Genomic DNA, 23212 nt, shown 5'->3' with positions numbered 1-23212 from the left:
GCATGCGTGGGGAGATGGAGAAGCTCGGCGCGTCAGGCTGGAAGACCATCGATGCGGAGGTGAGCGATGAGTCTGCCCCTCATGTCCTCGCCCGGCACATCGCCCACGCCGTCGGTCGCAGGTTGCGGCAACTCCCGCACGACCAACGCGTCACTGCCGCCAACCAGATCATCAAAGCGCTATCCGCCGCACCCTCCGAGCTGGCCGCCAACGAGGGCGACGAACCTCTAGAGCTCATCGCTGACGGCCCTCGTCAGCTGCTGTCTCTGGCTGAGCAGGAAGCACCTGGCGTGTACGCGGTGCGCCCGCTGACGCCACTTTCGGAAACAGCCTTGCTCACCAACTCCCCAGAAGATCCCAGCCTGGGAAGCGAACTGCGCGCCGAGCTTGCCACTGCCGACCGTATCGATCTCTTGTGCGCCTTCGTGAAGTGGTACGGAATTCGAGTACTTGAAGACTCTCTGCGTGCAGCGCGAGAGCGGGGGGTGCCCATCCGGGTCATTACGACTACCTACATGGGCGCTACTGATCGGCACGCCCTCGACCGCCTCGTGTGCGATTTTGACGCAGAGGTGAAAGTCAACTACGAGATTCGGTCGACGCGACTACACGCCAAGGCGTGGCTCTTCCGCCGGAACTCAGGTTTCGACACGGCTTACGTAGGTAGCTCCAATCTGTCCAGGGCCGCGCTTCTTGACGGACTCGAGTGGAACGTCCGACTGTCATCCATCGCCACTCCTGCGGTACTCAGCAAGTTCGAGGCAACCTTCGACGCGTATTGGAACGACAGCGCATTCGAGGTGTACACCCCAGACGCCGATAGCAAGCGCCTTGACGAGGCGCTTTCCCAAGCAGGCGGTACGGCAGCCACCAAAGAGCTAAAGATCAACCTTTCCGGACTGCAAGTTCGCCCGTTCCCTCATCAGCGAGACATGCTAGAGCGCCTCCGAGTGGAGCGTGAGATTCGCCATCGACACCACAACCTCTTGGTGGCGGCAACTGGTACCGGTAAGACCGTGATGGCGGCTTTGGACTACCGAAATCTGCGCAACAAGAGCGGAAAGAACCCGCGCCTTCTCTTCGTTGCTCACCGCAAGGAGATCCTTCATCAGTCTCTGCGAACCTATCGTGAGGTGCTAGACGATGCCTCCTTTGGTGAGCTCCTGCACAGTGGCGAGATTCCCTACGACTGGGAGCATGTCTTCGCGAGCGTCCAGTCCCTCAACGGAAAGCGGCTGGAGCAACTCGAACCGCATCACTTCGACATCATCGTCATCGACGAGTTTCACCACGCCACGGCGCGCACCTACCGAAGAGTCATCGAACACTTCAAGCCCCAGGAGCTGCTGGGGCTCACAGCGACGCCCGAGCGCATGGACGGCCTCAATGTGCAGGATGAGTTCTTCGATGGGCGCATCGCGGCGGAGCTGCGGCTGTGGGAAGCCCTGGAGAACGACCTTCTGTGCCCCTTCCACTACTTCGGCCTCCCTGACGGTACGGACCTCACCAACCTGGGTTGGCAGGGTGGCACATACAACCCGACCGAATTGGAAAACCTTTACACCGGCGACCATGCCCGGGCCCGTATCGTGGTCAAGCAAATCAGGGACAAGGTCTCCAACCCGGGTTCCATGCGGGCCCTAGGCTTCTGCGCCAGCAAGAAGCACGCTCATTTCATGGCTGACTTCTTTCGGCAAGCCGGATTTCAGGCTGCGGCACTCGACAGCGACTCACCTGTCGACGTCCGAGCAACGACGCTGTCTGACCTCCGTGCCGGCAAACTCCAAGTGGTCTTTTCCGTGGACCTGTTCAACGAGGGTCTGGACGTCCCGGATGTCGACACCTTGCTGCTGTTGCGCCCCACGAATAGCGCCACCGTCTTCCTCCAACAGCTGGGAAGAGGCCTGCGACGCACGGAGACTAAGCCAGTACTCACCGTTCTAGACTTCATCGGTCAGCACCGTGCGGAATTCCGGTTCGAGGAGCAGTTCCGAGCCCTGACGAATCTCACGCGCAACAGACTCATCGAGCATGTGGAGCGAGACTTCCCCCAGCTCCCCTCTGGGTGCCAGATCATCCTGGAAGGAAAGTCCAAGGACCTTGTCCTAGCCAACATTCGTGCGCAGATCCAAGCCAACGTCGTGACGATCGCCAAGGAAGTTAAGGCGTATCGAACTCTGCAACTCGGCGCCTACTTGAAAGAGAGTCGACGAGAGATCAAAGAGCTCTACAAGAGCAGCAACTCTTGGACCAATACGCTGCGTCGCGCGGGGTTCATCAGTGAACCGCCAGTGGCGGGCGAGGAGGAACTGCTTAAACGCGTCTATGCGTTCTTGCACGTCGACGACCCTGAGCGCGCCGAAGCCTACGTGCGGCTCCTCTCAGATGATGCTCCCGCCTACGAGGCGTTGGAGCCGACCGAGCAAACGTATGCCCGCATGTTGTTCTTCAACCTGTGGGACAAGGCCGGAGGGTTCGTGAGCTACCAGGAGGGTCTCGAATCGCTTCGGGACCAGAAGGCTCTGCGCAGCGAACTGCGGCAAGTCCTGGCCTACGTTCTCGACCACACCGACCACTTCCCGATCGGCTTGGAAGGTCCTCACTCCTCCCTCCCCCTCAAGGTTCACAGCTCGTACAACCGGTCCGAAATCCTTGCTGCGCTCGGAGTGGCACGCCTGGGTGGGCAGATGCCAGGTTCCTTCGCTCAGGGGGTCCAGTGGGTTGAGGAGAGTCAGACCGATGCGCTTCTGATCACGCTAGAGAAGAACGAGAAGGACTTTTCGCCCACGATCCGCTACAAGGACTATGCACTGAGCCCCACCCTTTTCCACTGGGAGTCACAGAACGCCACGTCTGAGAGCTCACCGACGGGCCTCCGCTATCAGCGCCATGCTCAACAGGGCAGCCATGTCCTGCTTTTCATGCGCCGTTACAAGGACACCGACATCGGAAAGCCCCAACCGTGGATGCTCCTCGGGCCGGCGACCTACGTCGAGCACAACGGCAGTAAACCGATGGCGATCACGTGGCGCCTCCATCATGATCTTCCGGCGGATGTGTGGACGTACTCCTCCATCGCCGGGACTAACTGACGTCTGAACTAGGAGCCGTAAGTGGACATAGCCGTTGGAGCCGAAATACGCCGGCGGGAGCTGCACGCAAAGTACGGGGGCAGCCGCCAGAGCGGCATAAGTCACTCTCGGAGCGCTCCCGTCGTGTTGTGCTTTACAGACCCGAAGAAGGGGTCCCTCTACGGATACCGCGATGGGTGGGATCCAGACGGCCTCTTCCACTACACCGGCGAGGGACAAGTCGGCGACCAGCGGATGACCAACGGCAACAAGGCCATCCTCAACCACGTGGCTGACCAACGTGAGCTGCACGTCTTTGAGACGGTACGGCCAGGGGTGGTTTCCTACCGCGGACCTTATGAGCTTCCTGATCAGGAAGCGTGGTACAGAGCCGAAGCCCTGGATCGCGAAGGCGACCCTCGCTCGGTGATCATCTTCAAGCTGAAGCCCCGAAGCGCTGCTCAAGCCTCTGGAGAAGCGCCCATCGTGCACACTCCCGCCCCGGCAACCACTGTCGTTGATGTGCTGCCGGAGGACTTCCTCACTACCCGTACGCTGCTCACACCCAACCAGGAGCCGACCTACGCGCACCGCAGGGAGAGTGAGCTTCTGTCCCTCTACCGGGCCCACTTGGAGGGCCAGGGGCACAACATCTCACGCAAGAAGATCACCCCTCGCGGCGAGCGCCGCAGCCTCTACACCGATCTCTTCGACGCCACAGAGAACCTCCTCGTCGAGGCCAAAGGGCAAACCACGCGCGAATCGATCCGTATGGCGATAGGGCAGCTCTTCGACTACCAGCGTTACATCGAACCGCGCCCCAAACTCGCTGTACTGGTACCTACTCGCCCGCGAAAGGACCTGCGCGACCTCTGCGCCGCGCTAGCCATACACACCATTTGGCCCGGCGAACAGCGAAACGAGTACCACGCCGACCCCCCGCTGCCGTCTTCATAAGGAAGCAGCCCAGCTAAGCCGCTTCTGCCTCGAAGTGAGCCTGCGCCCGGCCCAACGCCACGTCCGGGTCGCAGCCATGTGCCCGCAACCAATGGAGGAGGTCCGCGATGACATCGATCGCGGCCTCCTCCGCTACAGCGATACCGCCTGCATACGGGGACACATCGGCCCTCGGGAGACTCTTCTCCCCGTAGAGGCCGATCAGAGCCTCTGCACGATCAACCCGTAGGCCGCCCGCATGGTCAGTCGGCGATCTCAGCTGCGTAGAGAGTTCGCACCAGGTGACCTTGGAGTCACCCCGCAGGACCACGCCCCACCGGTCGGCGACCGCATCAAGAAGTGCCATCCCGCGCCCACTCTCCGCGTCCGCTTCAGGCGCCAGCAGAGTCGGGAGTGCCCGTGCGTCGGAATCGCCGACCTCAATCCGTACGCACGTGTTGCTCATCGCGAGGCTGAGCGTGGTCGGCGTCTGTTCACCTACATGCGTGATGACGTTCGCTACGAGCTCGCTCACACAGAGCTGCGCCGCCTCAATGACTTCAGGGAGCCCCCACTGGGTGAGTTGGAGCCGAACGAAGCGCCGCAATCCGGCGACTTCCCTAGGCTCGGCGAGGAATTGCAAGTGGCATCCCTTGCGGGATACCCGACACCAACAGTCAGGCATGGACGATCACCCCTACGATCCATGGGCACTACCTTGCGCACCCATTCCACTACCGAGAGTGGCACTGGAACTCTCAGAATGGAACTCTCACTGGATGGACGTGGGAGCACGTCGATGCGTCGCGCGCCCCCGCTTGCGCGCCCTTGCCCCGCGACCGGGGCCCCTGCACCCTCGTACCGAGCAACATGAAGGGCCAGACACGTGACAGTTGGGCCGACTACACGCAGACGACAACTCGGGGCCGACCTTCGGCGCCTGCGTGAGCGAGCAGGTCTCACGCTGGAGGAGGCGGGCGCCCGTGTCGGCATCTCCAAAGCCACCCTCAGCCGGTACGAGACCAAGGAGGGAGCGGTCAAGTGGCCTGCTGTGGACGCACTTTGTCGCGAGTACGGGGCTACCGATGAGGTGCGCAAGGCTCTCGTCGAACTCGCGAAAGGCGCCAGAATTCAGGGTTGGTGGCGCTCCCTGGCCGACCCCATCCCCGAGTCCATGAACCTCATGCTGACCCTTGAGGACGAGGTCGCCCGCGAAGACCATTACGCATGTATGTACATCCCGGGCCTGTTCCAGACTCGGGCATACGCCGAAGCCGTACACCGCGCTTCTGAGGTGGGCTGCACCGATCGCGAAGTGCAGCACATGGTGGACATCCGCATGAAGCGGCAGGAGCTCCTCCAGCGGGCTGACCCGCCCCACATCTGGGCCATCATCGATGAGGCTGCCGTCCGTCGAGTCGTGGGTGGGGCCGACGTGATGAGGGAGCAGCTTCAGCACCTCCTGGACCTGGCCGAGACACCGCAAGCAACCATCCAGATACTGCCGTTCTCAGCCGGCGCCCACGCTGCCGCCGTCGGCAGTTTCGTACTCCTACGAGGCCAGAGTGAGGACCTGGATGTCGTCTACGTAGACCTGCTGGGCGGCGGGCTCTTCATGGAGAAGCCGAAAGAGCTCGAGCGATACAAGTTGGCGTTCGATTACCTTCGTGCGCAGGCCCTCGATCTGGAATCATCCACCGAAGCCATCCGTCGAAGTCTCAGGGAGTTGTGATGGACCCCCGCTGCCCCACCCACTGGTTCAAGTCGTCCTACAGCGGCGGTTCCGGGACCGAGTGTGTCGAGGTGGCGGTGGGTGAACTTGAGGTGCTCGTTCGCGACTCAAAGCGCCTGACAGGCGGGCAAGTCGCTCTGGGTACAGAAGCTTGGCTTGGCTTCGTCGCCGCTCTGCGGGAGACAGCGGGCGCCTGACTCCGCCCAGGCAACAACGACCTTTCCACCTGGCACAGTTACGGTGCTCCTGTCCGGATTTGGCCGATGGAGAGGAAGACCCTTGCCTTACGCCCCCGAGCAGGATCACGACCGTAAGTTCCTTGAGATGGCCATCAGCAATTCTCGGTGTTCGCTCGAGGACGGGCGGAAGAAGCCCTTTGGGGCCGTCGTCGTCGCGGGTGGGGAAGTTGTGGGGGCGGGGAGCAACTCCGTCGTTGAGTCGTGTGATCCGACCGCTCATGCCGAGGTCATCGCCCTGCGGGACGCGGGGCGGCGGCTCGGGACGTATCTGATGGAGGGGGCCACGCTGTACTCCAGCTGTGAGCCCTGTCCCATGTGTCTCACCGCCTGCTACTGGGCCGGGATCAGTCGTCTCGTCTACGCCGCCGACCGGCACGACGCCGCCCTCAATGGGCACCCGGACCTGCAGTTCTATCGGGAGCTGGCGTTGCCCAACGGGGAGCGGCGGCTGTTGGACGAAGTGGCCGTCGAGGGGGAACCCCGCTCGGACGCCATCGGCGTTCTTGCCGCGTGGGCCGCCGCCCAGCCCGAGCCCTTGGAGCCGAAGCTCTGAGGGTGCCGATCGGCGCCTCGTAGCTCCGCGTTAGCCTCACCCCCATAGACAACATGGACCCCATGGGCAACATGGGCAACATGGACGTATCACCGAGAGGCGGACCTAACATGGCGAAGATTCCGGCAGCAGCGGTGGCCGCGGGCGGGCTCATTGGTGGGTACGCCACCGCCCGGTTCACCAAGAAGCGGCCCCTCGGCGGCGCCGTGCTCGCCGCCGCCGGAGTCGTTGCCGCTCGGCAGTGGCGGGAGGCCGCCGGAGCGAAGACCGCCGCCGCGCTCACCGCGGCCTACGTCGCCGGGTTCGCCGGGTCCCATCCGCTCGCCAAGAAGGTGGGCGCCTGGCCCGCCGTGTTCGGCGTCGCGGGTGGCGTCGGGATCGCGTCGTGGGTCCTCGCCGACCGGCGTAGCAGCTGAGGGGTGCGGAGCCAGGGCGTCGGGGCCGTACGTCAGGCGTCTCGGCGCGCCGCGCTTCGCGCGATAGCCGCCGCCACCAAGGCCCCCACACCCGTCACCAGCGTGAAGAACGCCCACGCCAGCGGCCAGACCTGTGCGTCCTGCGTGGGGTGCGCGTCGAAGGACACGAACATCAGCGTCGACGGCGGGGCCGCCACCACAAGCAGCGTCCACGCCAAGCGGTCCCTTATGCCGAAGTAGGCCGCCAGGGTCAGGAGCGCCAGGGCGAGGAGCGTCACGCCCGTCGTCGTGACCGGTGTGGTCTCCTGGAGGGCGCCCGGTGTCTCGGGGCGGTTGCGCAGGTCCCAGGGGAGGCACGCCACGTATGCCGTGGCCGCGAGCGCCGCGCCCAGGAGGCGGGTCGCGTACCTGGGGAGCGGTGCGGTCTGCCGTAGCGGTATCAGCGTGGCGTTCATGTGTACGACAGTGCCGCCCCGGCCGAAGGGCGCGACAGAGTACGCGTACTCATTCCCGGAGTGGGGCCGCGCCGCGGAACGTCGCCCGATACGTCGCCGGTGACACCCCCACTCCCGCCACAAAGTGCGCCCTCAGCGACGCCCCCGTCCCGAAGCCCACCTCCGTCGCCACCCGGTCCACCGTGTGGTCCGTCGACTCCAGGAGTTCGCGGGCGCGGTCCACCCGGCGCTGGGTCAGCCACTGCATGGGCGTCAGGCCCGTCTCCTCGCGGAAGCGGCGGCTGAACGTGCGGACGCTCATCGATGCCCGGTCGGCCAGCCGGCGGAGTGTCAGGGGGTCGGCGAGGTGCTCCTCCGCCCAGGAGCGCGCCGCTCCCGTCGACGTCAGGTGCGGGTCCGGGACCGGGCGTCGGATGTACTGCGCCTGGCCGCCCTCCCTGTGCGGCGGCACCACCGTGCGGCGCGCCACGTCCGCCGCCACCGCCGCGCCGTGATCCCTGCGGATCATGTGGAGGCACAGGTCCACCCCTGCCGCCTCCCCCGCCGACGTCAGGACCGCGCCCTCGTCCACGTACAGGACATCCGGATCGACCGTGACGGAGGGGAACGTGCGCGCGAACCGGTCCGTCGACAGCCAGTGCGTCGTCGCCCTGCGGCCGTCCAGCAGACCCGCCGCCGCCAGGACGAACGCTCCCGTGCAGATCGACGCCAGCCGGGCGGTCCCGGCGGATTCCAGTGCCCGCGCCAGCGAGGGCGGCAGGCCGTCCGGGGTCAGTGACTCGTCCTCCTCGTGCGAGGCGGGCACGATCACCGTGTCCGCCCCGGCCAGCGCCTCCGGGCCGTGCGGTGCGCCGATCGGGAAGTCCGCGTCGGTGCGGATCTGGCCGGGGCCGGTCGCCGCGCACGTCCGCACCTCGTACAGCCGCTCCCCCGCAGGGCCGCGCGCGCCGCCGAACAGCTGATGCACCAGGCCCAGTTCCATCGGCAGCACACCGTCCCGCACCAGCACCGCCACCCGGTGGGTTCCGGTGCCTTCCGCCGCTTCCCCTGCAGAAGTCATGGGCCGAGCCTATGGCCGCGTCCTCACTTCACCTCCGACAGCGGCGTCGCGATGTCCTCCAGCGAGCGCCGCTCCGCCTTCACCGCCAGCGCCGCCGCGACCAGGCCCGCCGCGCACATCAGGCCCGCGCCGATCTGGAAGGCCAGGACCGTGTCGCCGACGACGCCCGACTCGGTCAGCTTGGCGAAGATCAGGGGGCCGCTGATGCCGCCGGCCGCCGTTCCCACCGCGTAGAAGAAGGCGATGGCCATGGCGCGCGTCTCCATCGGGAAGATCTCCGAGACCGTGAGGTACGCGCTGCTCGCGCCCGCCGACGCGAAGAACAGGACCACGCACCAGCAGGCCGTGAGTGTCATGGCGCTGAGCGAGCCGCGGTCGAAGAGCCAGGCCGTGGCGAAGAGCAGGATGCCCGAGGAGATGTACGTCGACGAGATCATGATCCGGCGGCCTACCGTGTCGAAGAGCTTGCCGAGGAAGAGCGGGCCGAGGAAGTTGCCGGCCGCGATGACGGCGAAGTAGTAGCCCGTGCTGCCCGACGGGACGTCGAAGAACTTGGTGAGGATCGCGCCGAAACCGAAGGTGATCGCGTTGTAGAGGAACGCCTGGCCGATGAAGAGGGACAGGCCGAGCACCGAGCGCTTGGGGTACTCGCGGAAGACCGTCTTGGCGATGAGGCCGAAGCCGATGCTCTTGCGCTGGTGGATGGTGATCTCGCGGTCGGGAGGCGGCAGGGCCTTCCCCTTCTCCTCCTCGATCTCCCGTTCCACCGACGAGACGAGCCGCTCCGCCTCCTCCCCGTGGCCGTGGATGAACTGCCAGCGCGGGCTCTCCGGGACGTGCCTGCGTACGAGCAGGATGGCTAGGCCCAGGACGACGCCGAGGGCGAAGGTGAGCCGCCAGCCCAGGTCCTTCGGGAAGATGCTCGTGTTGAGCATGAGGACGGAGAGCAGGGAGCCGCCGATCGCGCCCAGCCAGTAGCTGCCGTTGATGATCAGGTCGACCCGGCCGCGGTACTTGGACGGGATGAGCTCGTCGATCGCCGAGTTGATGGCCGCGTACTCACCGCCGATGCCGAAGCCGGTCAGGAACCGGAAGAGGAAGAACCACCAGGCGTCGAAGGAGAGGGCCGTCAGGGCGGTGGCGCCGAGGTAGACGGCGAGGGTGACCATGAAAAGTTTTCTGCGGCCGTACTTGTCGGTCAGGCGGCCGAAGAACAGCGCGCCGGCGCACGCACCCGCCACGTAGAGGGCGGCCGCGAGGCCGGTGACCTGGGCGGAGCTGATCGCCAGACCGCTGCCCTCCTCGGAGAGGCGGCTCGCGATGTTGCCGACCGTGGTGACTTCGAGGCCGTCCAGGATCCAGACCGTGCCGAGGCCGATCACGATCATCCAGTGCCAGCGGGACCAGGGCAGCCGGTCCAGGCGGGCGGGGACGGCCGTGGTGGCGGTGTTCTCCGACCCCTGGCCGGCTCCGGTTCCGGGCGGCGGCTGCGGAGGCGTGGACGACGCGGTCATGGCGGGCGACTCCTTCCGCTGCAGCCACGCCGCCGGAGGACTGCGCCCCCGCACCACCCGGACGACGGCCACCTCGACGCCGAGGGGCTCCTCCAGAGTGCCCAGCGGACCCCCGTTCACGCGCGCTGAAATGCGCGTACGCCACGTGTGTACGCCACGTGTGTACGCCCCCCGGCAGCCGCCTACGCCCCCAGCAGCCGCGACACCGTATAGATCGCCAGCCCCGCGAGGGAGCCGACCACCGTGCCGTTGATCCGGATGAACTGCAGGTCACGGCCGATGTGCGCCTCGATCTTCTTCGAGGTGTGCTCGGCGTCCCAGCCCGCGACGGTGTCGCTGATGAGGGAGGTGATCTCATCGCGGTACGTCGTCACCACGTACACCGCCGCGCCCTCGACCCAGCCGTCGACCTTCTGCTGGAGCCGCCCGTCCTTCGCCATCCGCGCGCCGAGCGACAGCAGCGAGGCCCGCACGCGCAGCCGCAGCTCGCTGCGCTCGTCCTCCGCCGCGGCCACGATCATCGCCCGTACGGCCGACCAGGCGGAGGCGATGAGGTCCTGCACCTCACCGCGCCCGAGGACCTCCCGCTTCAGCCGCTCCACGCGCTCACGCGTGTCCGAGTCGGACTGCAGGTCCGTGGCGAAGTCGGCGAGGAAGCGGTCGACGGCGCCCCGCGCGGGGTGTCCTGGCATGTCCCGCATCTCGGTGACGAAGCGGAGCAGTTCCTTGTAGACCCGCTCGCCGACCCGCTTGTCGACGAACCGCGGGGTCCAGCCGGGCGCGCCGCCCTGCACCGCGTCCATCACCGAGTCGGCGTGCTCGACGAGCCAGTCGTGCGCGCGTACGCAGACGAGGTCGACGACCCGCTTGTGGCCGCCGTCCGCGACGACCTTCTCCAGCATCTTGCCCATGCCGGGGGCGATCTCCTGGGCGTCGGCACGCCGCGTGATGGCCTCGCCGACGACGGCCTGCACGTCCGAGTCGCGCAGGACGGTGAGGGCGCCGCGCAGGGCCGTGGCCAGCTCGGCGGTCACCCGGTCGGCGTGTTCGGGGACCGCCAGCCAGGTGCCGAGGCGGCTGCCGATGCCCACCGCGCGCAGGCGGCCTCGTACGACATCGGCGGAGAGGAAGTTCTCCCCCACGAAGTCGCCCAGGGAGGCGCCCAGCTGGTCCTTCTTGTTGGGGATGATCGCCGTGTGCGGGATGGGCAGGCCGAGCGGGTGACGGAAGAGCGCCGTGACCGCGAACCAGTCGGCGAGCGCGCCGACCATGCCCGCCTCGGCGGCCGCGGCAACATACCCGGCCCAGGCGCCGGCGCCGGAGTGCTGCGCCCACTTCGCCAGTACGTAGACGACGGCGACGAAGACGAGGAGTCCCGTCGCCGTGATCTTCATGCGGCGGACGCCGCGGCGCTTCTCCTCGTCGGCGGGGCTGTAGGCGAGGCCGCCCTTCAGGGGCGCCGGGGGTGGCGTGGCGGGTGGCGTAGGCCCATTTGAGCCATTTGTGGGGCTGTCGTCCCCGAAAGAGCTGCCTGTCTCAGTCGATTTCTCCGCATTTGCGCGTTCCACTCACTCCACCTGGCCCGTTCGCCTCGTCCTCGTCCGCACTGTTCCCATGCCACTGTTCCGATGCCCTGTGCCCAGTGTCCTGATTGTCCCCATGCCCTGTGTCCTACGTCCCTTCCTGACCTACTCCTGGAACGAACGACAAGTTCCCGGCGTCTGATAAGAGCGGAGGGGGGCAGTGTCGGCCGCTTCCCGGCCCATGCCGCATCATGGGGTGATCACACCGGAGCCTCGGGGCTCCCCCTGCCCGAGGAGAAAGAGCCCGCATGACCAAGCGACACGGTTATGCCCTTCTCGCCGCGGTCCTCGCGGTCATAGTGGTGATTTCAGGCGCCATATACGTCGGAGTCTCAGGCACCGACGACGGCTCGCGGGACACCATCAACGCGGGTTCACGCAACCCCCGCAACTCCGCCGCACCCGCCTCCTCCGGCATCTGGGTCGGCTCGTGGTCCGCCTCGCCCGCGGGCTCCGAACCCGGCACGGAACAGAAGGGGTTCGCCGGCCGCTCGATCCGCAACGTCGTGCACACCAGCGTCGGCGGCACCAGCGCCCGCATCACCCTCTCGAACCTGTACGGGACCACGCCGCTCAGCATCACGCACGCCTCGATCGCCGTCGCCTCCGCGTCGAACAATCCGGCCGCGGCGGCCGGCACGCTGCGCAGGCTCACCTTCGACGGCAACACGTCGGTGCTGATCCCGCCGGGGCAGCAGGTGATGAGCGACGCGGCCAGGCTGCGGGTCCCGCACGACGCGGACCTGCTGGTCACGACGTACTCGCCGACCCCGTCGGGGCCCGTCACCTACCACCCGCACGCGCGCCAGATCAGCTACGTCGCCGAGGGTGACCGGACCGAGGACCAGCTGGGCGACGCGTACACCGAGCAGAGCCCGTACTGGCGTTACCTCTCCGCGGTGGACGTCCTGAGCAACGAGACCGACGGCACCGTCGTCGTCTTCGGCGACTCCATCACCGACGGCATCTCGTCCACGATGGGGGCCAACCGGCGCTGGACCGACGTCCTCGCCGACCGGCTCCGCGCCGAGTCGGGCGCGCCCCGCTACGGCGTCGTCAACCAGGGCATCAGCGGCAACCGCATCCTGTCCGACGGCAACGGCAACCCCGCGGTCAACCCCAGCGGGCTCTCCCGGTTCGACCGGGACGTGCTCGACCGGACCGGGGTCAAGGCCGTGGTCATCGCGCTCGGCGTCAACGACATCCTGCGCAACCCGCACCAGAACGATCCGGACCGCATCGTCGAGGGGCTGCGCGAGCTGACCCGGCAGGCGCATACGCGCGGGCTGCGGGTTGTCGGGGCGACGCTGATGCCGTTCGGGGGGCACCGGGGGTACGAGCCCGCCCTGGAGGGCGTGCGGCAGGCCGTCAACGAGGAGATCCGCTCGGGGAAGGTCTTCGACGAGGTCGTCGACTTCGACCGGGCGTTGCGGGATCCGTATGACCCGCGCAAGCTTCGGGGGCTCTACGACTCCGGGGATCATCTGCATCCCTCCGATGCGGGGTATCGCCGGATGGCGGAGACGTTCAATCTCTCGCACCTCGAGGGGTCGGCTGCGGCCGAGCTCTGACCTTTTCCCCCGGGACCGGGGCCCTCGGCACGCCGCCTGCGGGCCCCCCTCGGCCGGAGTCGCGCAGTTCCCCGCGCCCCTGGGCTACCCCAGGTCCCCCGCACGTTGCCTGCGGGCCCCCCGGGGCTGGAGTCGCGCAGTTCCCCGCGCCCCTGGGCTACCGGGGGACCTCGGCACCTCGTCTGTACGCCCCCCGGGGCTGGAGTCGCGCAGTTCCCCGCGCCCCTGGAGCTACCCGGGGCCCCGGCACCTCACCTGTACGCCCCCCGGGGCCGGAGTCGCGCAGTTCCCCGCGCCCCTGGAGCTACCCGGGGCCCCGGCACGTTGCCTGTACGCCCCCCGCGGCTGGAGTCGCGCAGTTCCCCGCGCCCCTGGGCTACCCGGGGGACCCGGCGCCTCGCCTGTATGCCTCCGGGGCGTGCCCCTGCGTTATGTGTGGTCGTCTCTGTGGGATTGCTTGCGTTGGAGTTTTTCTCTGCGGCGTTCTTCCTTCAGGCGGAGCTTTTCGGCCTTGCGGAGTTTGCGGTCTACTCCTACGCCGCCCATCAGGGCAAAGCCCTTGACCACGACGCGGGGGGAGTCGGGCGTGCCCTCGCCGGTCGCCCGGTCGTCGAAGCCGCCCATGATGCCGAAGCCCTTGACCACGACGGTCATCTCGGGCGGCACGGTGACCTGGAGGCCGCCCATGATCGTGAAGCAGCGGATCTCGACGTCGCGGTCCGTGAACCGCGCCTCGCGCAGGTCGATCTCGCCGCCGCCCCACAGCGCGAACCCGGTGAACTGACGGCCGACCACCCAGCCGCCCTTGCGGCTGAACCCGCTCCAGATGGCGATGCCGACGCTCGACGACGGTTCGCCGGTCGTCATCCGCTCGTCCCAGTCGATGGCGGCGGGGTTGTCGCTCACCGGCCGCTTCACCATGGACACCTTGGCCCCGTGCGACGGGAGGTCGCGGGTGAGGGGCTCCAGCTCCCCGTACGTACGGGCCTTGTACGCCGCGTCGAGGCGCTCCCCGAATTCCGTCATGTCGAGGCGGCCCTCGGCCATCGCGTCCCGGAGCTGCTCGGCGACCCGCTCACGGTCGGCGTCCGATGCCCGCAGGTCGGGGAGGGCGGCGCCGGCGGGGAGGTCAGGAAGGCCGGGGAGTTCGTCACTCATAGGTCCGAAGCCTACGAGGTCGGCTTCTCCGCGTACATCTTGGCGATGACCGCCTCGATGTCCGGTTCCCTGACCGAGAGGTCGGCCAGTGGATAGCGTGCCGCGATCCGAGCGACAAGCGGAGCCGCCGACTCCGCCGCGGGGAAGGCGAGCCACTGCCTCGGCCCCTCGACCTTCACCACCCGCGCCGCCGACCCGGATTCCACGTCGATCGGGGGGAGTTCGCGTTCCAGGTCGACGACGAGCGTGCGTTCGCTCTCGCCCACCTCGTGCAGCCCCGTCAAGGGCCCGTCGTACATCAGGCGTCCGTGGTCGATCACCATCACGCGCTCGCAGAGCTGCTCGATGTCAGTCAGGTCGTGCGTGGTGAGGAGGACCGTCGTGCCGGCTTCCGCGTTCAAGTCCCGCAGGAATCCCCGTACTTTCGCCTTGCTGATGACGTCCAGGCCGATCGTCGGCTCGTCCAGGTACAGCACCTCCGGGTCGTGCAGCAGCGCGGCCGCGATGTCGCCGCGCATCCGCTGCCCGAGGGAGAGCTGACGTACCGGGACGTCCAACAGGGCGGACAGCTCCAGGAGTTCCACGCAGCGGTCGAGGTTCTCGGCGTAACGGGCGTCCGGGATGCGGTACATGCGGTGCATCAACCGGTAGGAGTCGATCAGGGGCAGGTCCCACCAGAGCGTCGTGCGCTGGCCGAAGACGACGCCGATGCGCCGGGCCAGCTTCGTCCGCTCCCGCGCGGGGTCGATGCCCGCGACCCGCAGCCGGCCGCCGCTCGGCGTGAGGATGCCCGTCAGCATCTTGATCGTCGTCGACTTGCCCGCGCCGTTCGGGCCGATGTAGCCGACCATCTCGCCGCGCGGCACGGTGAACGAGATGCCGTCGACCGCCCGCACCTCGTGCCGCTCGCGCCGCAGGAAGCCGGTCTTCCTGCGGACGTCGAAGACCTTCTCGACGCCGTCCAGCTCGATGAGGTCCCTCTCCATGACAGTTCAGCTCCCTGTGCTGCGGTACGAACGAAGGCCGGCGCGCCAGGCGAGGCCCCCGAGGGCGAGGCACCCCGCGGCCACCAGCGGTGGCATGAACGCCACCCACGTCGGCAGGTCCAGCGGATAGGGCCGCCCCAGCACGTACAGCGCGGGCAGCCAGTTCACGAAGGCGAGCGGCAGGATGAAGGTGACGCCGCGCACCAAGTCCTTGGCGAAGACGGTCGGCGGGTACTGGAGCAGCGTCGTACCGCCGTACGTGAAGGCGTTCTGCACCTCGGCCGCGTCCTGCGCCAGGAACTGGAAGGCGCCGCCCGCCACGAACACGGACCCGAAGATGCACCCGCCGCACAGCAGTGTCAGCGGCACCATCAGGACCTTCCACGGCGTCCAGTCGATGTCCAGGACCACGAGTGCGTACGCGAGGACCAGCGCGCCCTGCGTCAGCCGTCCGATCCTGTGCAGCCCGAACCGGTCGGCGGCGACCTGCGCGATCACCGGAGCGGGCCGCACCAGGAGCGTGTCGAGCGTCCCGTCGCGCACCCGCCTGCCGAGGCGGTCCATCGACCCGATGGCGAGGTCCGCGAAACCGAACGCGGTGCAGGAGAGCCCGTACAGGAACGCGATCTCCGACAGTGAGTAGCCGCCGAGCCGGTCCACCTGGGAGAACATCAGCAGGATGGCCACGAAGTCGAACGCGGTCACCGCGAAGTTGCCGAACGCGGTCATCGCGAACGACACGCGGTAGGCCATGAGGGAGCGGATCCACATGGCGGAGATCAGCCGGTAGGCGCGCAGCCCCTCGCGCACCTGTCGCAGGTCAGCCACCCTGGACCACCACCCGTCGGGTGGCCGCGCCCTGCAGCAGCCGCCCGGCCGTGAGCAGCGCCGCCGCCCAGCCGAGCTGGAAGGCGTACGTCCGCAGCAGCCCGGCGCCCGAGTACTCGCCGAGGAATACGTCCGCGGGCAGCTGGAGCAGCGCGGACCAGGGCAGTGCGCGGGCCAGCTCGCCGAGCGCGCCGGGGAAGACGTTCAGCGGGAGCAGCATCCCGGAGAAGAAGGTGCCCGCGAGCATCGCGATCTGGGTGGTGCCCGCGCCGTCCATCAGCCAGAACGCGGAGAGCGCCACCAGGAAACGGATGCCGAAGCTGACGAGCGTGCCGAGCAGGACGGCGACCAGGAACGCCAGCCAGCGCAGCGCGTCCGGGGGCAGCGTCAGGTCGAAGACGAACGCGCCGAAGACCATCGGTACGACGCCGCGGCCGAGCAGCTGGAACGCGCCCCGGCCCAGGTCGGTGGCGAGCCACCAGACCTGGAGGTCGGCGGGCCGGTAGAGGTCGACGGCGATGTCGCCGGTGCGGATGCGCTCGATCAGCTCGTTCTCGAAGCCGCCGCCCATGAGCGCCATCGCGGTCAACAGCCCCTGGCCCAGCCACACATAGGTGAGCGCCTGGGACTGGTCGTATCCGCCGAGTCCCGGGCGCTCGTCCCAGAGCGCCAGGTAGGTGTAGGCGAGAATCAGGCCGAAGACGGTGTTGGTGAACACCCCGGCCGCGGTCGCCACCCGGTACGTGGCGTACCTGCGGAAGCTGCCTCCGGCGACGGCCGCGTACAAACGGAACCGTCCTGCGCGCACGAGCATCCCTTTCACCGTGGGCTTCGTCCCGAACAGAGCCCGAATCGAGCCAAAGCGCTGGAGCTTAGTGTGATCCGGGTCGCTCGTGCCAGGCATTTTCGGTGTGCGGGCGCGTGCCTGGTCACCAACCCGTGTGACAAGGGTGTGCAATGGGGTTGCAATGGGGTTGCAACGGGGTTTACGAGGCGTACTGGACGTACGACGCTAACCGGGAGTTCCGCAAGACATGAGTGACGAGCCGCAGCAGCAGGGTCCTGCCGGTCGCCAGGGCTGGGCGCCCAGGGAGCCGCAGGACACGCCCGAGAACGCGGCGACCGCCGAGGACACGACGACCGCCGAGCAGGCGGGCTCCGCAGCCTCCGCAGCCTCCGCGGCCCCCGGCGACGGCAAGAAGGCGAAGAAGCCCAAGCGCCCCAAGCGCAAGGGCTGGCGGCGGATCTTCCCCACCTGGCGCATGGTCCTCGGCGGCCTCATCCTGATCGTCCTGCTGTGCGTCGGCGGCTTCATGGCGGGCTACATGCTGGTCGACATCCCGCCCGCGAACGCCGCGGCCACCAAGCAGAGCAACGTCTACCTGTACGCCGACGGCACCCAGATCGCCCGCGACGGCGAGGTCAACCGCGAGAAGGTGCCCCTCAAGCAGGTCCCCCTCACCGTCCAGCACGCCGTGCTCGCCGCCGAGGACCGGGACTTCTACGGCGAGTCCGCGGTCGACCCGAAGGCGATGATCCGCGCGGCCTGGAACACCGTCACCGGCAAGGGCAAGCAGTCCGGCTCCACGATCACCCAGCAGTACGTGAAGAACTACTACCTGGGCCAGGAGCAGACCGTCACCCGCAAGGTGAAGGAGTTCTTCATCTCGATCAAGCTGGACCGCGAGGTGAGCAAGAACGACATCCTCGAGGGCTACCTCAACACCAGCTACTTCGGCCGCAACGCGTACGGCGTCCAGGCCGCCGCCCAGGCGTACTACGGCGAGGACGTCGAGGACCTCTCCGTCGCCCAGGGCGCCTACCTCGCGACCCTCCTCAACTCCCCCAACGCGTACGACGTCGCCACGCACCCCGAGAACAAGCAGCGCGCCGCGGGCCGCTGGAACTACGTCCTGGACGGCATGGTCACGGAGGGCTGGCTCAGCAAGGCCGACCGGGCGAAGACGAAGTTCCCGGTGCCCGACGAGGCCAAGGGCGCGGCGGGCCTGTCCGGGCAGCGCGGCTATGTCGTCAAGGCCGTCGAGGACTACCTCACGGGCAACAAGATCATCGATGAGGACACCCTCGCCAAGGGCGGCTACCGCATCACCACGACCCTCCAGAAGGACCGCCAGGACGCCTTCAAGGAGGCCGTCGACGAGCAGGTCATGTCGAAGGTCGACAAGGACGCCCGCAAGGTCGACCGCAACGTCCGCGCGGGCGGCGCCTCCATCGACCCGGCCACCGGCAAGGTCGTCGCGATGTACGGGGGCATCGACTACACCAAGCAGTACGTCAACAACGCGACGAGGCGCGATTACCAGGTCGGGTCCACTTTCAAGCCGTTCGTCTTCACCTCCGCGGTGGAGAACGGCTCGGTCACCCAGGACGGCCGCCCCATCACCCCGAACACGGTGTACGACGGCACCAACAAGCGGCCGGTGCAGGGCTGGAGCGGCGGAACGTACGCCCCGGAGAACGAGGACGACGTCAACTACGGCGACATCACCGTCCGCACCGCCACCGACAAGTCGGTGAACTCGGTGTACGCGCAGATGGCCGTCGACGTCGGCGCCGACAAGGTGAAGGACACCGCCGTCGCCCTCGGCGTCCCCGAGAACACCCCCGACCTGACCGCGTCCCCGTCGATCGCGCTCGGCCCGTCCACCGCGAGCGTCCTCGACATGACCGAGGCCTACGCGACGCTGGCGAACCACGGCAAGCACGGCACGTACACGCTCGTCGAGAAGATCACCAAGGACGGCGACGAGGTCACCCTGCCGGAGCCGACGACCCAGCAGGCCGTGAGCCGCGAGGCCGCCGACACCACCACCTCGATCCTGCAGAGCGTCGTGGCGGGCGGCACCGGCACGGCCGCCCAGGGCGCGGGCCGCCCGGCCGCGGGCAAGACCGGCACCGCCGAACACGACACGGCGGCCTGGTTCGCCGGCTACACCCCCGACCTCGCGACGGTCGTCGCGGTGATGGGCCAGGACCCCGAGACCGGCGCCCACACCCCGCTGTACGGCGCGCTCGGCGAGAGCCGCATCAACGGCGGCGCCTACCCGGCACGCGTCTGGGCCCAGTTCACCAAGGACGCCCTGGAGGGCAAGCCCGTCAAGGACTTCGACCTGGAGCTGGAGCAGGGCGCCGACGTGCCCGAGGTGCCCGACCCGACGACCGGCGGCGTCGACGAGCCCGGCACCGGCGGCACGACGGACGGCGGCCCCACCACCGGCGGCCAGGACGACGGCGGCACCACCGGCGACCAGGACACCGGCGGCGGCGCCACCACGGGCGGCGGCCAGGACACCGGCGGCCAGACGGGCGGGCAGACCGGTGGCCAGGACGGGGGCCAGACGGGTGACCAGACCGGTGGCCAGGACCCCGGCGGAGCGGCCGACGGAGGCGCCGCCGACGGCGGACCGACCGACGGAGGCGCCCAGGGCGGCCCGACGGGCGGCGGCACCGACGACGGAGGCGGAGTGGCCGACGGCGGTACGGACGACGGCGGCGCGCTCGGAGGCTTCACCGACGGCCGCAACGGGCCGTGGCACACCTAAAGGTCGTTTCTTGTTTTAGTGGCCCGAGGTCGCCTTCAGGCCGACCACGGCCACCAGCAGCAGACAGACGAAGAAGATCCGCGCCGCGGTGACGGGCTCGCCGAGAATCACCATGCCAAGCACCGCCGCGCCGGCCGCGCCGATACCGACCCACACGCCGTACGCCGTACCGATGGGCAGCGTCTTGGCGGCCTGCGACAACAGCATCATGCTGGCGACGATGCCCACGCCCGTGAACAGGCTGGGCCACAGACGCGTGAAACCGTCCGTGTACTTCATCCCGATCGACCAGCCCACCTCGAGCAGACCGGCGACGATCAACAGAACCCAGGCCACGACGGCACCTCCGACACGTAGAAACGCATGGCGCGTTTACTTGAAAGGGGGTGCGTCGTCTTTGCGATAACCCGGTACGGCGCGTCTCGTCGGGGTCCTTCAAAGGTAGCAAAACCCATGCGCAAGGGGCTGGTGACGATGGTCACCAGCCCCTGGACGAAGGTCCGCGGCAATCTCTCTGCGAAGTCCGCGGGAACCTCTACAGGTACAGGCCCGTCGAGTCCTCGGACCCCTCGAACCGGTCGGCGGCCACGGCGTGCAGATCGCGCTCCCGCATCAGGACGTAGGCCACGCCCCGCACCTCGACCTCGGCGCGGTCCTCCGGGTCGTACAGGACCCGGTCGCCCGGCTCGACCGCCCGGACGTTCTGCCCGACCGCGACCACCTCGGCCCAGGCGAGCCGCCGGCCCACGGCCGCGGTCGCGGGGATCAGGATGCCGCCGCCGGAGCGCCGCTCGCCCTCGCTGGTGTCCTGCCGCACGAGCACGCGGTCGTGCAGCATGCGAATGGGCAGCTTGTCGTCGTGGGGGGTCTGGGAGGTCTTCTGGCTCACGCCCCCGAACCTACCTGGCCCGGCCGGGACCGTGGGCTCCCGGGTCGGCACTCGCTCTCGGGCCGTGACCTCAGTGGCCGCGTCGGCGCGAGCTCATCACGAGGAGCCCCACCAGGCCCACCGCCACCAGGGCGACCGGCACGATGCGCTCGATGCGCGGCGAGCCGTCCTCCGAGACGAGCTGGCCGCGTACGTCCGAGACGATGCGGTTCGCCCCCACGTACGCCCGGCCGAGGGAGTTGTCCACGCTGGAGACGACCTTCGCCTTGGCGTCGCCGACGATCGTCTTCGGGTGGACACGCACGCCGATCTCGTCGAGGGTCTCGGCCAGCTGGTCGCGCCGGCGCTTGATGTCCGCCTCGATCTGCGCAGGGGTCCTGGCATCCGACACCGCGCTGCCTCCGTGGTCGTATCGATTGTGTGGACGTGAACTCTGACCACAGTCTGTCAGCTTCACGCGCGTCGCACCCCACGGCACCCCTATTACGCTCGACTCCGTCACCACGCCCTTTGCGAAACATCCGAGCACCCGTACGAGGAGACCGACCATGAGCGAGCGACTGCAGCCCGGCGACACCGCCCCCGCCTTCACCCTGCCCGACGCCGACGGCAAGGACGTCTCGCTGGCCGACCACAAGGGCCGCAAGGTCATCGTCTACTTCTACCCGGCCGCCCTCACCCCCGGCTGCACCAAGCAGGCCTGCGACTTCACGGACAACCTCGACGCGCTCGCCGCCGCCGGTTACGACGTGATCGGCGTGTCGCCGGACAAGCCGGAGAAGCTCGCGAAGTTCCGTGAGCAGGAGAACCTCAAGGTCACGCTGGTCGGCGACCCCTCCAAGGAGACCCTGGAGGCGTACGGCGCCTTCGGCGAGAAGAAGCTGTACGGCAAGACGGTGACCGGCGTGATCCGCTCGACCGTGGTGGTCGACGAGCAGGGCAAGGTCGAGCACGCGTTCTACAACGTGAAGGCGACGGGCCACGTCGCGAAGATCATCAGGGACCTCGGCGTCTGAGCCGTTCCCGGTGCGATGTGACGAAGCCCCCCTCGCGGGGGGGCTTTCGTTTGCATCGGCCATCTTCGAGCAAGTGATCTCACGGGGGACTTGTACGAAGAACGAAAGGAACTACTCCATGGCGGCCCAAGAAGAGCTCGAGACCGAGGCCGACCCGGAGGCGATGAAGCGCCACCGCACGCTGTTCAGAGCGGTGAAACGGCGCAAGAACCCGCCCCTGCGCCGTACCGACATCACGGTCACGGACGAGGCCGCGGTGAAGCGGGCCGTCAAAGCGGCCTCGCTCGGCAACGCCATGGAATGGTTCGACTTCGGCATCTACAGCTACCTGGCCGTCACCATCGGCCACGTGTTCTTCCCATCCGGAAACGACACGGTCCAGCTGATCTCGTCCTTCGCCACCTTCGCCGTGTCCTTCCTGGTGCGCCCCATCGGCGGCATGGTGTTCGGCCCGATGGGCGACAAGGTCGGCCGCAAGAAGGTCCTCGCCCTCACGATGATCCTGATGGCGATCGGCACGCTCGCGATCGGCCTGATCCCGTCGTACGCGACGATCGGCTTCTGGGCGCCCGTCCTGCTGATCTTCTTCCGCCTCGTCCAGGGCTTCTCGACGGGCGGTGAGTACGGCGGCGCCTCGACGTTCATCGCCGAGTACGCGCCCGACAAGCGCCGCGGCTTCTTCGGCAGCTTCCTGGAGATCGGCACGCTGGCCGGGTACACGGGCGCGGCGGGCCTGGTCCTCATCCTCAACGCGTCCCTCGGCTCGGACACCATGGAGTCCTGGGGCTGGCGCATCCCGTTCCTCGTCGCGGGCCCGCTGGGTCTGGTCGGCCTCTACCTGCGGCTGAAGCTCGACGAGACGCCTGCCTTCCAGAAGATGGAGGACGCCTCCTACCACTCGGCGTCCGAGGGGGCGTCCACGGTCGAGACCACCGCCAAGGGCGACCTGGCGAAGATCTTCCGCGACTACTGGCCGACGCTGATCCTCTGCATCGCGCTGGTCGGCGCGTACAACGTCACCGACTACATGCTCCTCTCCTACATGCCGACGTACCTCTCCGACGAGCTCGGGTACGACGACTCGCACGGCCTCCTCATCCTCATCGGCACGATGATCGTCCTGATGCTGATCATGAACCAGGTGGGCAAGCTGTCGGACCGCTTCGGCCGCAAGCCGCTCCTGATGACGGGCATGCTGAGCTTCCTGGTCCTCTCCGTCCCCGCCTTCCTCCTGATCAAGCAGGGCAGCCTGCTGGCGGTCTCCGGCGGCATGCTGATTCTCGGCCTCTCCCTGGTCTGCCTCCTCGGCACGATGTCGGCGACCCTGCCCGCCCTCTTCCCCACCTCGGTCCGCTACGGCTCCCTCTCCGTCGGCTACAACCTCTCCGCCTCCCTCTTCGGCGGCACGGCCCCCCTGGTCATCACGTCCCTGATCAGCGTCACGGGCACGGACATGATCCCGGCGTACTACTCGATGGCGGCGGCGCTGGTGGGCGTCATCGCGGTGGCCTGCATGAAGGAAACGGCCCAGAAGCCGCTGTCGGGCTCGCCGCCGTCGGTGGAGACGAAGGAGGAGGCCGCGGAACTGGTCGAGTCCCAGGCGACGGCCCCGAGGTTCTGACCCCGACCCCTCTCCCGTCCT

General features: G+C 68.0%; 22 protein-coding genes and 1 riboswitch. Of the genes, 10 read left to right on the top strand and 12 right to left on the bottom strand.

The annotated features are described in order from the left end of the window. Nucleotides 1-2: 2 nt before the first annotated feature. Nucleotides 3-3092, top strand: a complete 3090-nt coding sequence (locus tag AB0N81_RS38860) for a DUF3427 domain-containing protein (protein WP_365367135.1) — start codon at nucleotides 3-5, stop codon at nucleotides 3090-3092. A gap of 234 nt (nucleotides 3093-3326) precedes the next feature. Then, nucleotides 3327-4028: a restriction endonuclease gene (locus AB0N81_RS38855; protein ID WP_365367080.1), complete on the top strand. Its 702-nt coding sequence runs from the start codon at nucleotides 3327-3329 to the stop codon at nucleotides 4026-4028. A 13-nt stretch (nucleotides 4029-4041) separates the two neighbouring features. Here the strand turns inward: AB0N81_RS38855 and AB0N81_RS38850 are convergent, their stop codons facing one another. Further along, nucleotides 4042-4650 carry an ATP-binding protein gene (locus tag AB0N81_RS38850; RefSeq protein ID WP_365367078.1) on the bottom strand — a complete coding sequence of 203 codons (609 nt, stop codon included), beginning with the start codon at nucleotides 4648-4650 and terminating at the stop codon, nucleotides 4042-4044. Between the two features lie 243 nt (nucleotides 4651-4893). Here AB0N81_RS38850 and AB0N81_RS38845 point away from each other — a divergent pair, with 243 nt between their 5' ends. The 4 genes from AB0N81_RS38845 to AB0N81_RS38830 all read left to right on the top strand — a co-directional run bounded on the left by AB0N81_RS38845 (nucleotide 4894) and on the right by AB0N81_RS38830 (nucleotide 6947). Beyond that, complete coding sequence (locus AB0N81_RS38845) at nucleotides 4894-5739, top strand: helix-turn-helix transcriptional regulator (protein WP_365367076.1); 846 nt, start codon at nucleotides 4894-4896, stop codon at nucleotides 5737-5739. After that, nucleotides 5739-5936 (top strand): DUF397 domain-containing protein, encoded by a 198-nt coding sequence (locus AB0N81_RS38840; RefSeq protein ID WP_365367074.1) that lies wholly within the window; start codon nucleotides 5739-5741, stop codon nucleotides 5934-5936. The genes AB0N81_RS38845 and AB0N81_RS38840 overlap by 1 nt, the downstream gene beginning before the upstream one ends. Before the next feature lie 82 nt (nucleotides 5937-6018). Then, entirely contained in the window at nucleotides 6019-6531 is a 513-nt protein-coding gene (locus AB0N81_RS38835) for a nucleoside deaminase (RefSeq protein WP_365367072.1), read from the top strand. 110 nt (nucleotides 6532-6641) lie between these two features. Then, on the top strand, nucleotides 6642-6947 hold the full coding sequence (locus AB0N81_RS38830) for a hypothetical protein (RefSeq protein WP_365367070.1): 306 nt from the start codon (nucleotides 6642-6644) through the stop codon (nucleotides 6945-6947). 32 nt (nucleotides 6948-6979) lie between these two features. Here the strand turns inward: AB0N81_RS38830 and AB0N81_RS38825 are convergent, their stop codons facing one another. The 4 genes from AB0N81_RS38825 to AB0N81_RS38810 form a co-directional block, all read right to left on the bottom strand. Next, nucleotides 6980-7402 (bottom strand): hypothetical protein, encoded by a 423-nt coding sequence (locus AB0N81_RS38825; RefSeq protein WP_365367068.1) that lies wholly within the window; start codon nucleotides 7400-7402, stop codon nucleotides 6980-6982. 49 nt (nucleotides 7403-7451) lie between these two features. Continuing rightward, nucleotides 7452-8462: a helix-turn-helix domain-containing protein gene (locus tag AB0N81_RS38820; RefSeq protein ID WP_365367066.1), complete on the bottom strand. Its 1011-nt coding sequence runs from the start codon at nucleotides 8460-8462 to the stop codon at nucleotides 7452-7454. A gap of 23 nt (nucleotides 8463-8485) precedes the next feature. After that, nucleotides 8486-9976: an MFS transporter gene (locus AB0N81_RS38815; RefSeq protein ID WP_365367133.1), complete on the bottom strand. Its 1491-nt coding sequence runs from the start codon at nucleotides 9974-9976 to the stop codon at nucleotides 8486-8488. Nucleotides 9977-10158: 182 nt separating this feature from the next. Continuing rightward, nucleotides 10159-11370 carry a DUF445 domain-containing protein gene (locus tag AB0N81_RS38810; RefSeq protein ID WP_365367064.1) on the bottom strand — a complete coding sequence of 404 codons (1212 nt, stop codon included), beginning with the start codon at nucleotides 11368-11370 and terminating at the stop codon, nucleotides 10159-10161. Nucleotides 11371-11807: 437 nt separating this feature from the next. Between AB0N81_RS38810 and AB0N81_RS38805 the strand changes: the two genes are divergently transcribed. Beyond that, nucleotides 11808-13130 carry an SGNH/GDSL hydrolase family protein gene (locus tag AB0N81_RS38805; protein WP_365367062.1) on the top strand — a complete coding sequence of 441 codons (1323 nt, stop codon included), beginning with the start codon at nucleotides 11808-11810 and terminating at the stop codon, nucleotides 13128-13130. A gap of 429 nt (nucleotides 13131-13559) precedes the next feature. Here AB0N81_RS38805 and AB0N81_RS38800 read toward each other — a convergent pair whose 3' ends face one another. From AB0N81_RS38800 to AB0N81_RS38785, 4 genes are read right to left on the bottom strand one after another with little or no spacing between them, the layout of a single operon-like run. Then, the gene (locus AB0N81_RS38800; RefSeq protein ID WP_365367060.1) at nucleotides 13560-14288 is read right to left on the bottom strand and encodes a DUF1707 domain-containing protein; all 729 of its coding nucleotides are present in this window, start codon (nucleotides 14286-14288) and stop codon (nucleotides 13560-13562) included. 11 nt (nucleotides 14289-14299) lie between these two features. Beyond that, the gene (locus tag AB0N81_RS38795; protein WP_365367058.1) at nucleotides 14300-15274 is read right to left on the bottom strand and encodes an ABC transporter ATP-binding protein; all 975 of its coding nucleotides are present in this window, start codon (nucleotides 15272-15274) and stop codon (nucleotides 14300-14302) included. A gap of 6 nt (nucleotides 15275-15280) precedes the next feature. Beyond that, nucleotides 15281-16102 (bottom strand): ABC transporter permease, encoded by an 822-nt coding sequence (locus AB0N81_RS38790; RefSeq protein WP_365367056.1) that lies wholly within the window; start codon nucleotides 16100-16102, stop codon nucleotides 15281-15283. After that, on the bottom strand, nucleotides 16095-16916 hold the full coding sequence (locus AB0N81_RS38785; protein WP_365367054.1) for an ABC-2 family transporter protein: 822 nt from the start codon (nucleotides 16914-16916) through the stop codon (nucleotides 16095-16097). Before AB0N81_RS38785 ends, AB0N81_RS38790 begins: the two co-directional genes overlap by 8 nt. A gap of 220 nt (nucleotides 16917-17136) precedes the next feature. Here AB0N81_RS38785 and AB0N81_RS38780 point away from each other — a divergent pair, with 220 nt between their 5' ends. Continuing rightward, nucleotides 17137-19665: a transglycosylase domain-containing protein gene (locus tag AB0N81_RS38780; RefSeq protein ID WP_365367052.1), complete on the top strand. Its 2529-nt coding sequence runs from the start codon at nucleotides 17137-17139 to the stop codon at nucleotides 19663-19665. Nucleotides 19666-19680: 15 nt separating this feature from the next. Here the strand turns inward: AB0N81_RS38780 and AB0N81_RS38775 are convergent, their stop codons facing one another. The 3 genes from AB0N81_RS38775 to AB0N81_RS38765 all read right to left on the bottom strand — a co-directional run bounded on the left by AB0N81_RS38775 (nucleotide 19681) and on the right by AB0N81_RS38765 (nucleotide 20945). Beyond that, nucleotides 19681-20001: a multidrug efflux SMR transporter gene (locus AB0N81_RS38775; protein ID WP_361166116.1), complete on the bottom strand. Its 321-nt coding sequence runs from the start codon at nucleotides 19999-20001 to the stop codon at nucleotides 19681-19683. Between the two features lie 49 nt (nucleotides 20002-20050). After that, nucleotides 20051-20112, bottom strand: a riboswitch (guanidine-III (ykkC-III) riboswitch). Between the two features lie 88 nt (nucleotides 20113-20200). After that, complete coding sequence (locus AB0N81_RS38770; protein WP_258021436.1) at nucleotides 20201-20503, bottom strand: co-chaperone GroES; 303 nt, start codon at nucleotides 20501-20503, stop codon at nucleotides 20201-20203. Nucleotides 20504-20624: 121 nt separating this feature from the next. Further along, entirely contained in the window at nucleotides 20625-20945 is a 321-nt protein-coding gene (locus tag AB0N81_RS38765) for a DUF3618 domain-containing protein (RefSeq protein WP_365367050.1), read from the bottom strand. Between the two features lie 157 nt (nucleotides 20946-21102). Between AB0N81_RS38765 and bcp the strand changes: the two genes are divergently transcribed. Continuing rightward, a complete protein-coding gene (gene bcp / locus AB0N81_RS38760; protein ID WP_358580114.1) occupies nucleotides 21103-21570 on the top strand; it encodes a thioredoxin-dependent thiol peroxidase in 468 nt (155 codons plus the stop codon). Nucleotides 21571-21688: 118 nt separating this feature from the next. After that, nucleotides 21689-23191: a glycine betaine/L-proline transporter ProP gene (gene proP, locus AB0N81_RS38755; protein ID WP_365367048.1), complete on the top strand. Its 1503-nt coding sequence runs from the start codon at nucleotides 21689-21691 to the stop codon at nucleotides 23189-23191. The last annotated feature ends 21 nt before the right edge of the window (nucleotides 23192-23212 follow it).

This window comes from Streptomyces sp. NPDC093510, from assembly GCF_040683555.1.
In the GTDB taxonomy this organism is placed as follows: domain Bacteria; phylum Actinomycetota; class Actinomycetes; order Streptomycetales; family Streptomycetaceae; genus Streptomyces.
The sequence above is the reverse complement of the archived record's forward strand: the minus strand, read 5'-3'. Positions and strand labels throughout refer to the sequence as shown.

Bases quoted from the DNA above. Each gene is read 5' to 3' on its own strand.
- AB0N81_RS38860 (WP_365367135.1), top strand. From the start codon at position 3: ATGCGTGGGGAGATGGAGAAGCTCGGCGCGTCAGGCTGGAAGACCATC.
- AB0N81_RS38855 (WP_365367080.1), top strand. From the start codon at position 3,327: ATGACCAACGGCAACAAGGCCATCCTCAACCACGTGGCTGACCAACGT.
- AB0N81_RS38840 (WP_365367074.1), top strand. From the start codon at position 5,739: ATGGACCCCCGCTGCCCCACCCACTGGTTCAAGTCGTCCTACAGCGGC.
- AB0N81_RS38830 (WP_365367070.1), top strand. From the start codon at position 6,642: ATGGCGAAGATTCCGGCAGCAGCGGTGGCCGCGGGCGGGCTCATTGGT.
- AB0N81_RS38825 (WP_365367068.1), bottom strand. From the start codon at position 7,402: ATGAACGCCACGCTGATACCGCTACGGCAGACCGCACCGCTCCCCAGG.
- AB0N81_RS38820 (WP_365367066.1), bottom strand. From the start codon at position 8,462: ATGACTTCTGCAGGGGAAGCGGCGGAAGGCACCGGAACCCACCGGGTG.
- AB0N81_RS38815 (WP_365367133.1), bottom strand. From the start codon at position 9,976: ATGACCGCGTCGTCCACGCCTCCGCAGCCGCCGCCCGGAACCGGAGCC.
- AB0N81_RS38810 (WP_365367064.1), bottom strand. From the start codon at position 11,370: ATGAAGATCACGGCGACGGGACTCCTCGTCTTCGTCGCCGTCGTCTAC.
- AB0N81_RS38805 (WP_365367062.1), top strand. From the start codon at position 11,808: ATGACCAAGCGACACGGTTATGCCCTTCTCGCCGCGGTCCTCGCGGTC.
- AB0N81_RS38800 (WP_365367060.1), bottom strand. From the start codon at position 14,288: ATGAGTGACGAACTCCCCGGCCTTCCTGACCTCCCCGCCGGCGCCGCC.
- AB0N81_RS38795 (WP_365367058.1), bottom strand. From the start codon at position 15,274: ATGGAGAGGGACCTCATCGAGCTGGACGGCGTCGAGAAGGTCTTCGAC.
- AB0N81_RS38785 (WP_365367054.1), bottom strand. From the start codon at position 16,916: ATGCTCGTGCGCGCAGGACGGTTCCGTTTGTACGCGGCCGTCGCCGGA.
- AB0N81_RS38780 (WP_365367052.1), top strand. From the start codon at position 17,137: ATGAGTGACGAGCCGCAGCAGCAGGGTCCTGCCGGTCGCCAGGGCTGG.
- AB0N81_RS38770 (WP_258021436.1), bottom strand. From the start codon at position 20,503: ATGCTGCACGACCGCGTGCTCGTGCGGCAGGACACCAGCGAGGGCGAG.
- bcp (WP_358580114.1), top strand. From the start codon at position 21,103: ATGAGCGAGCGACTGCAGCCCGGCGACACCGCCCCCGCCTTCACCCTG.
- proP (WP_365367048.1), top strand. From the start codon at position 21,689: ATGGCGGCCCAAGAAGAGCTCGAGACCGAGGCCGACCCGGAGGCGATG.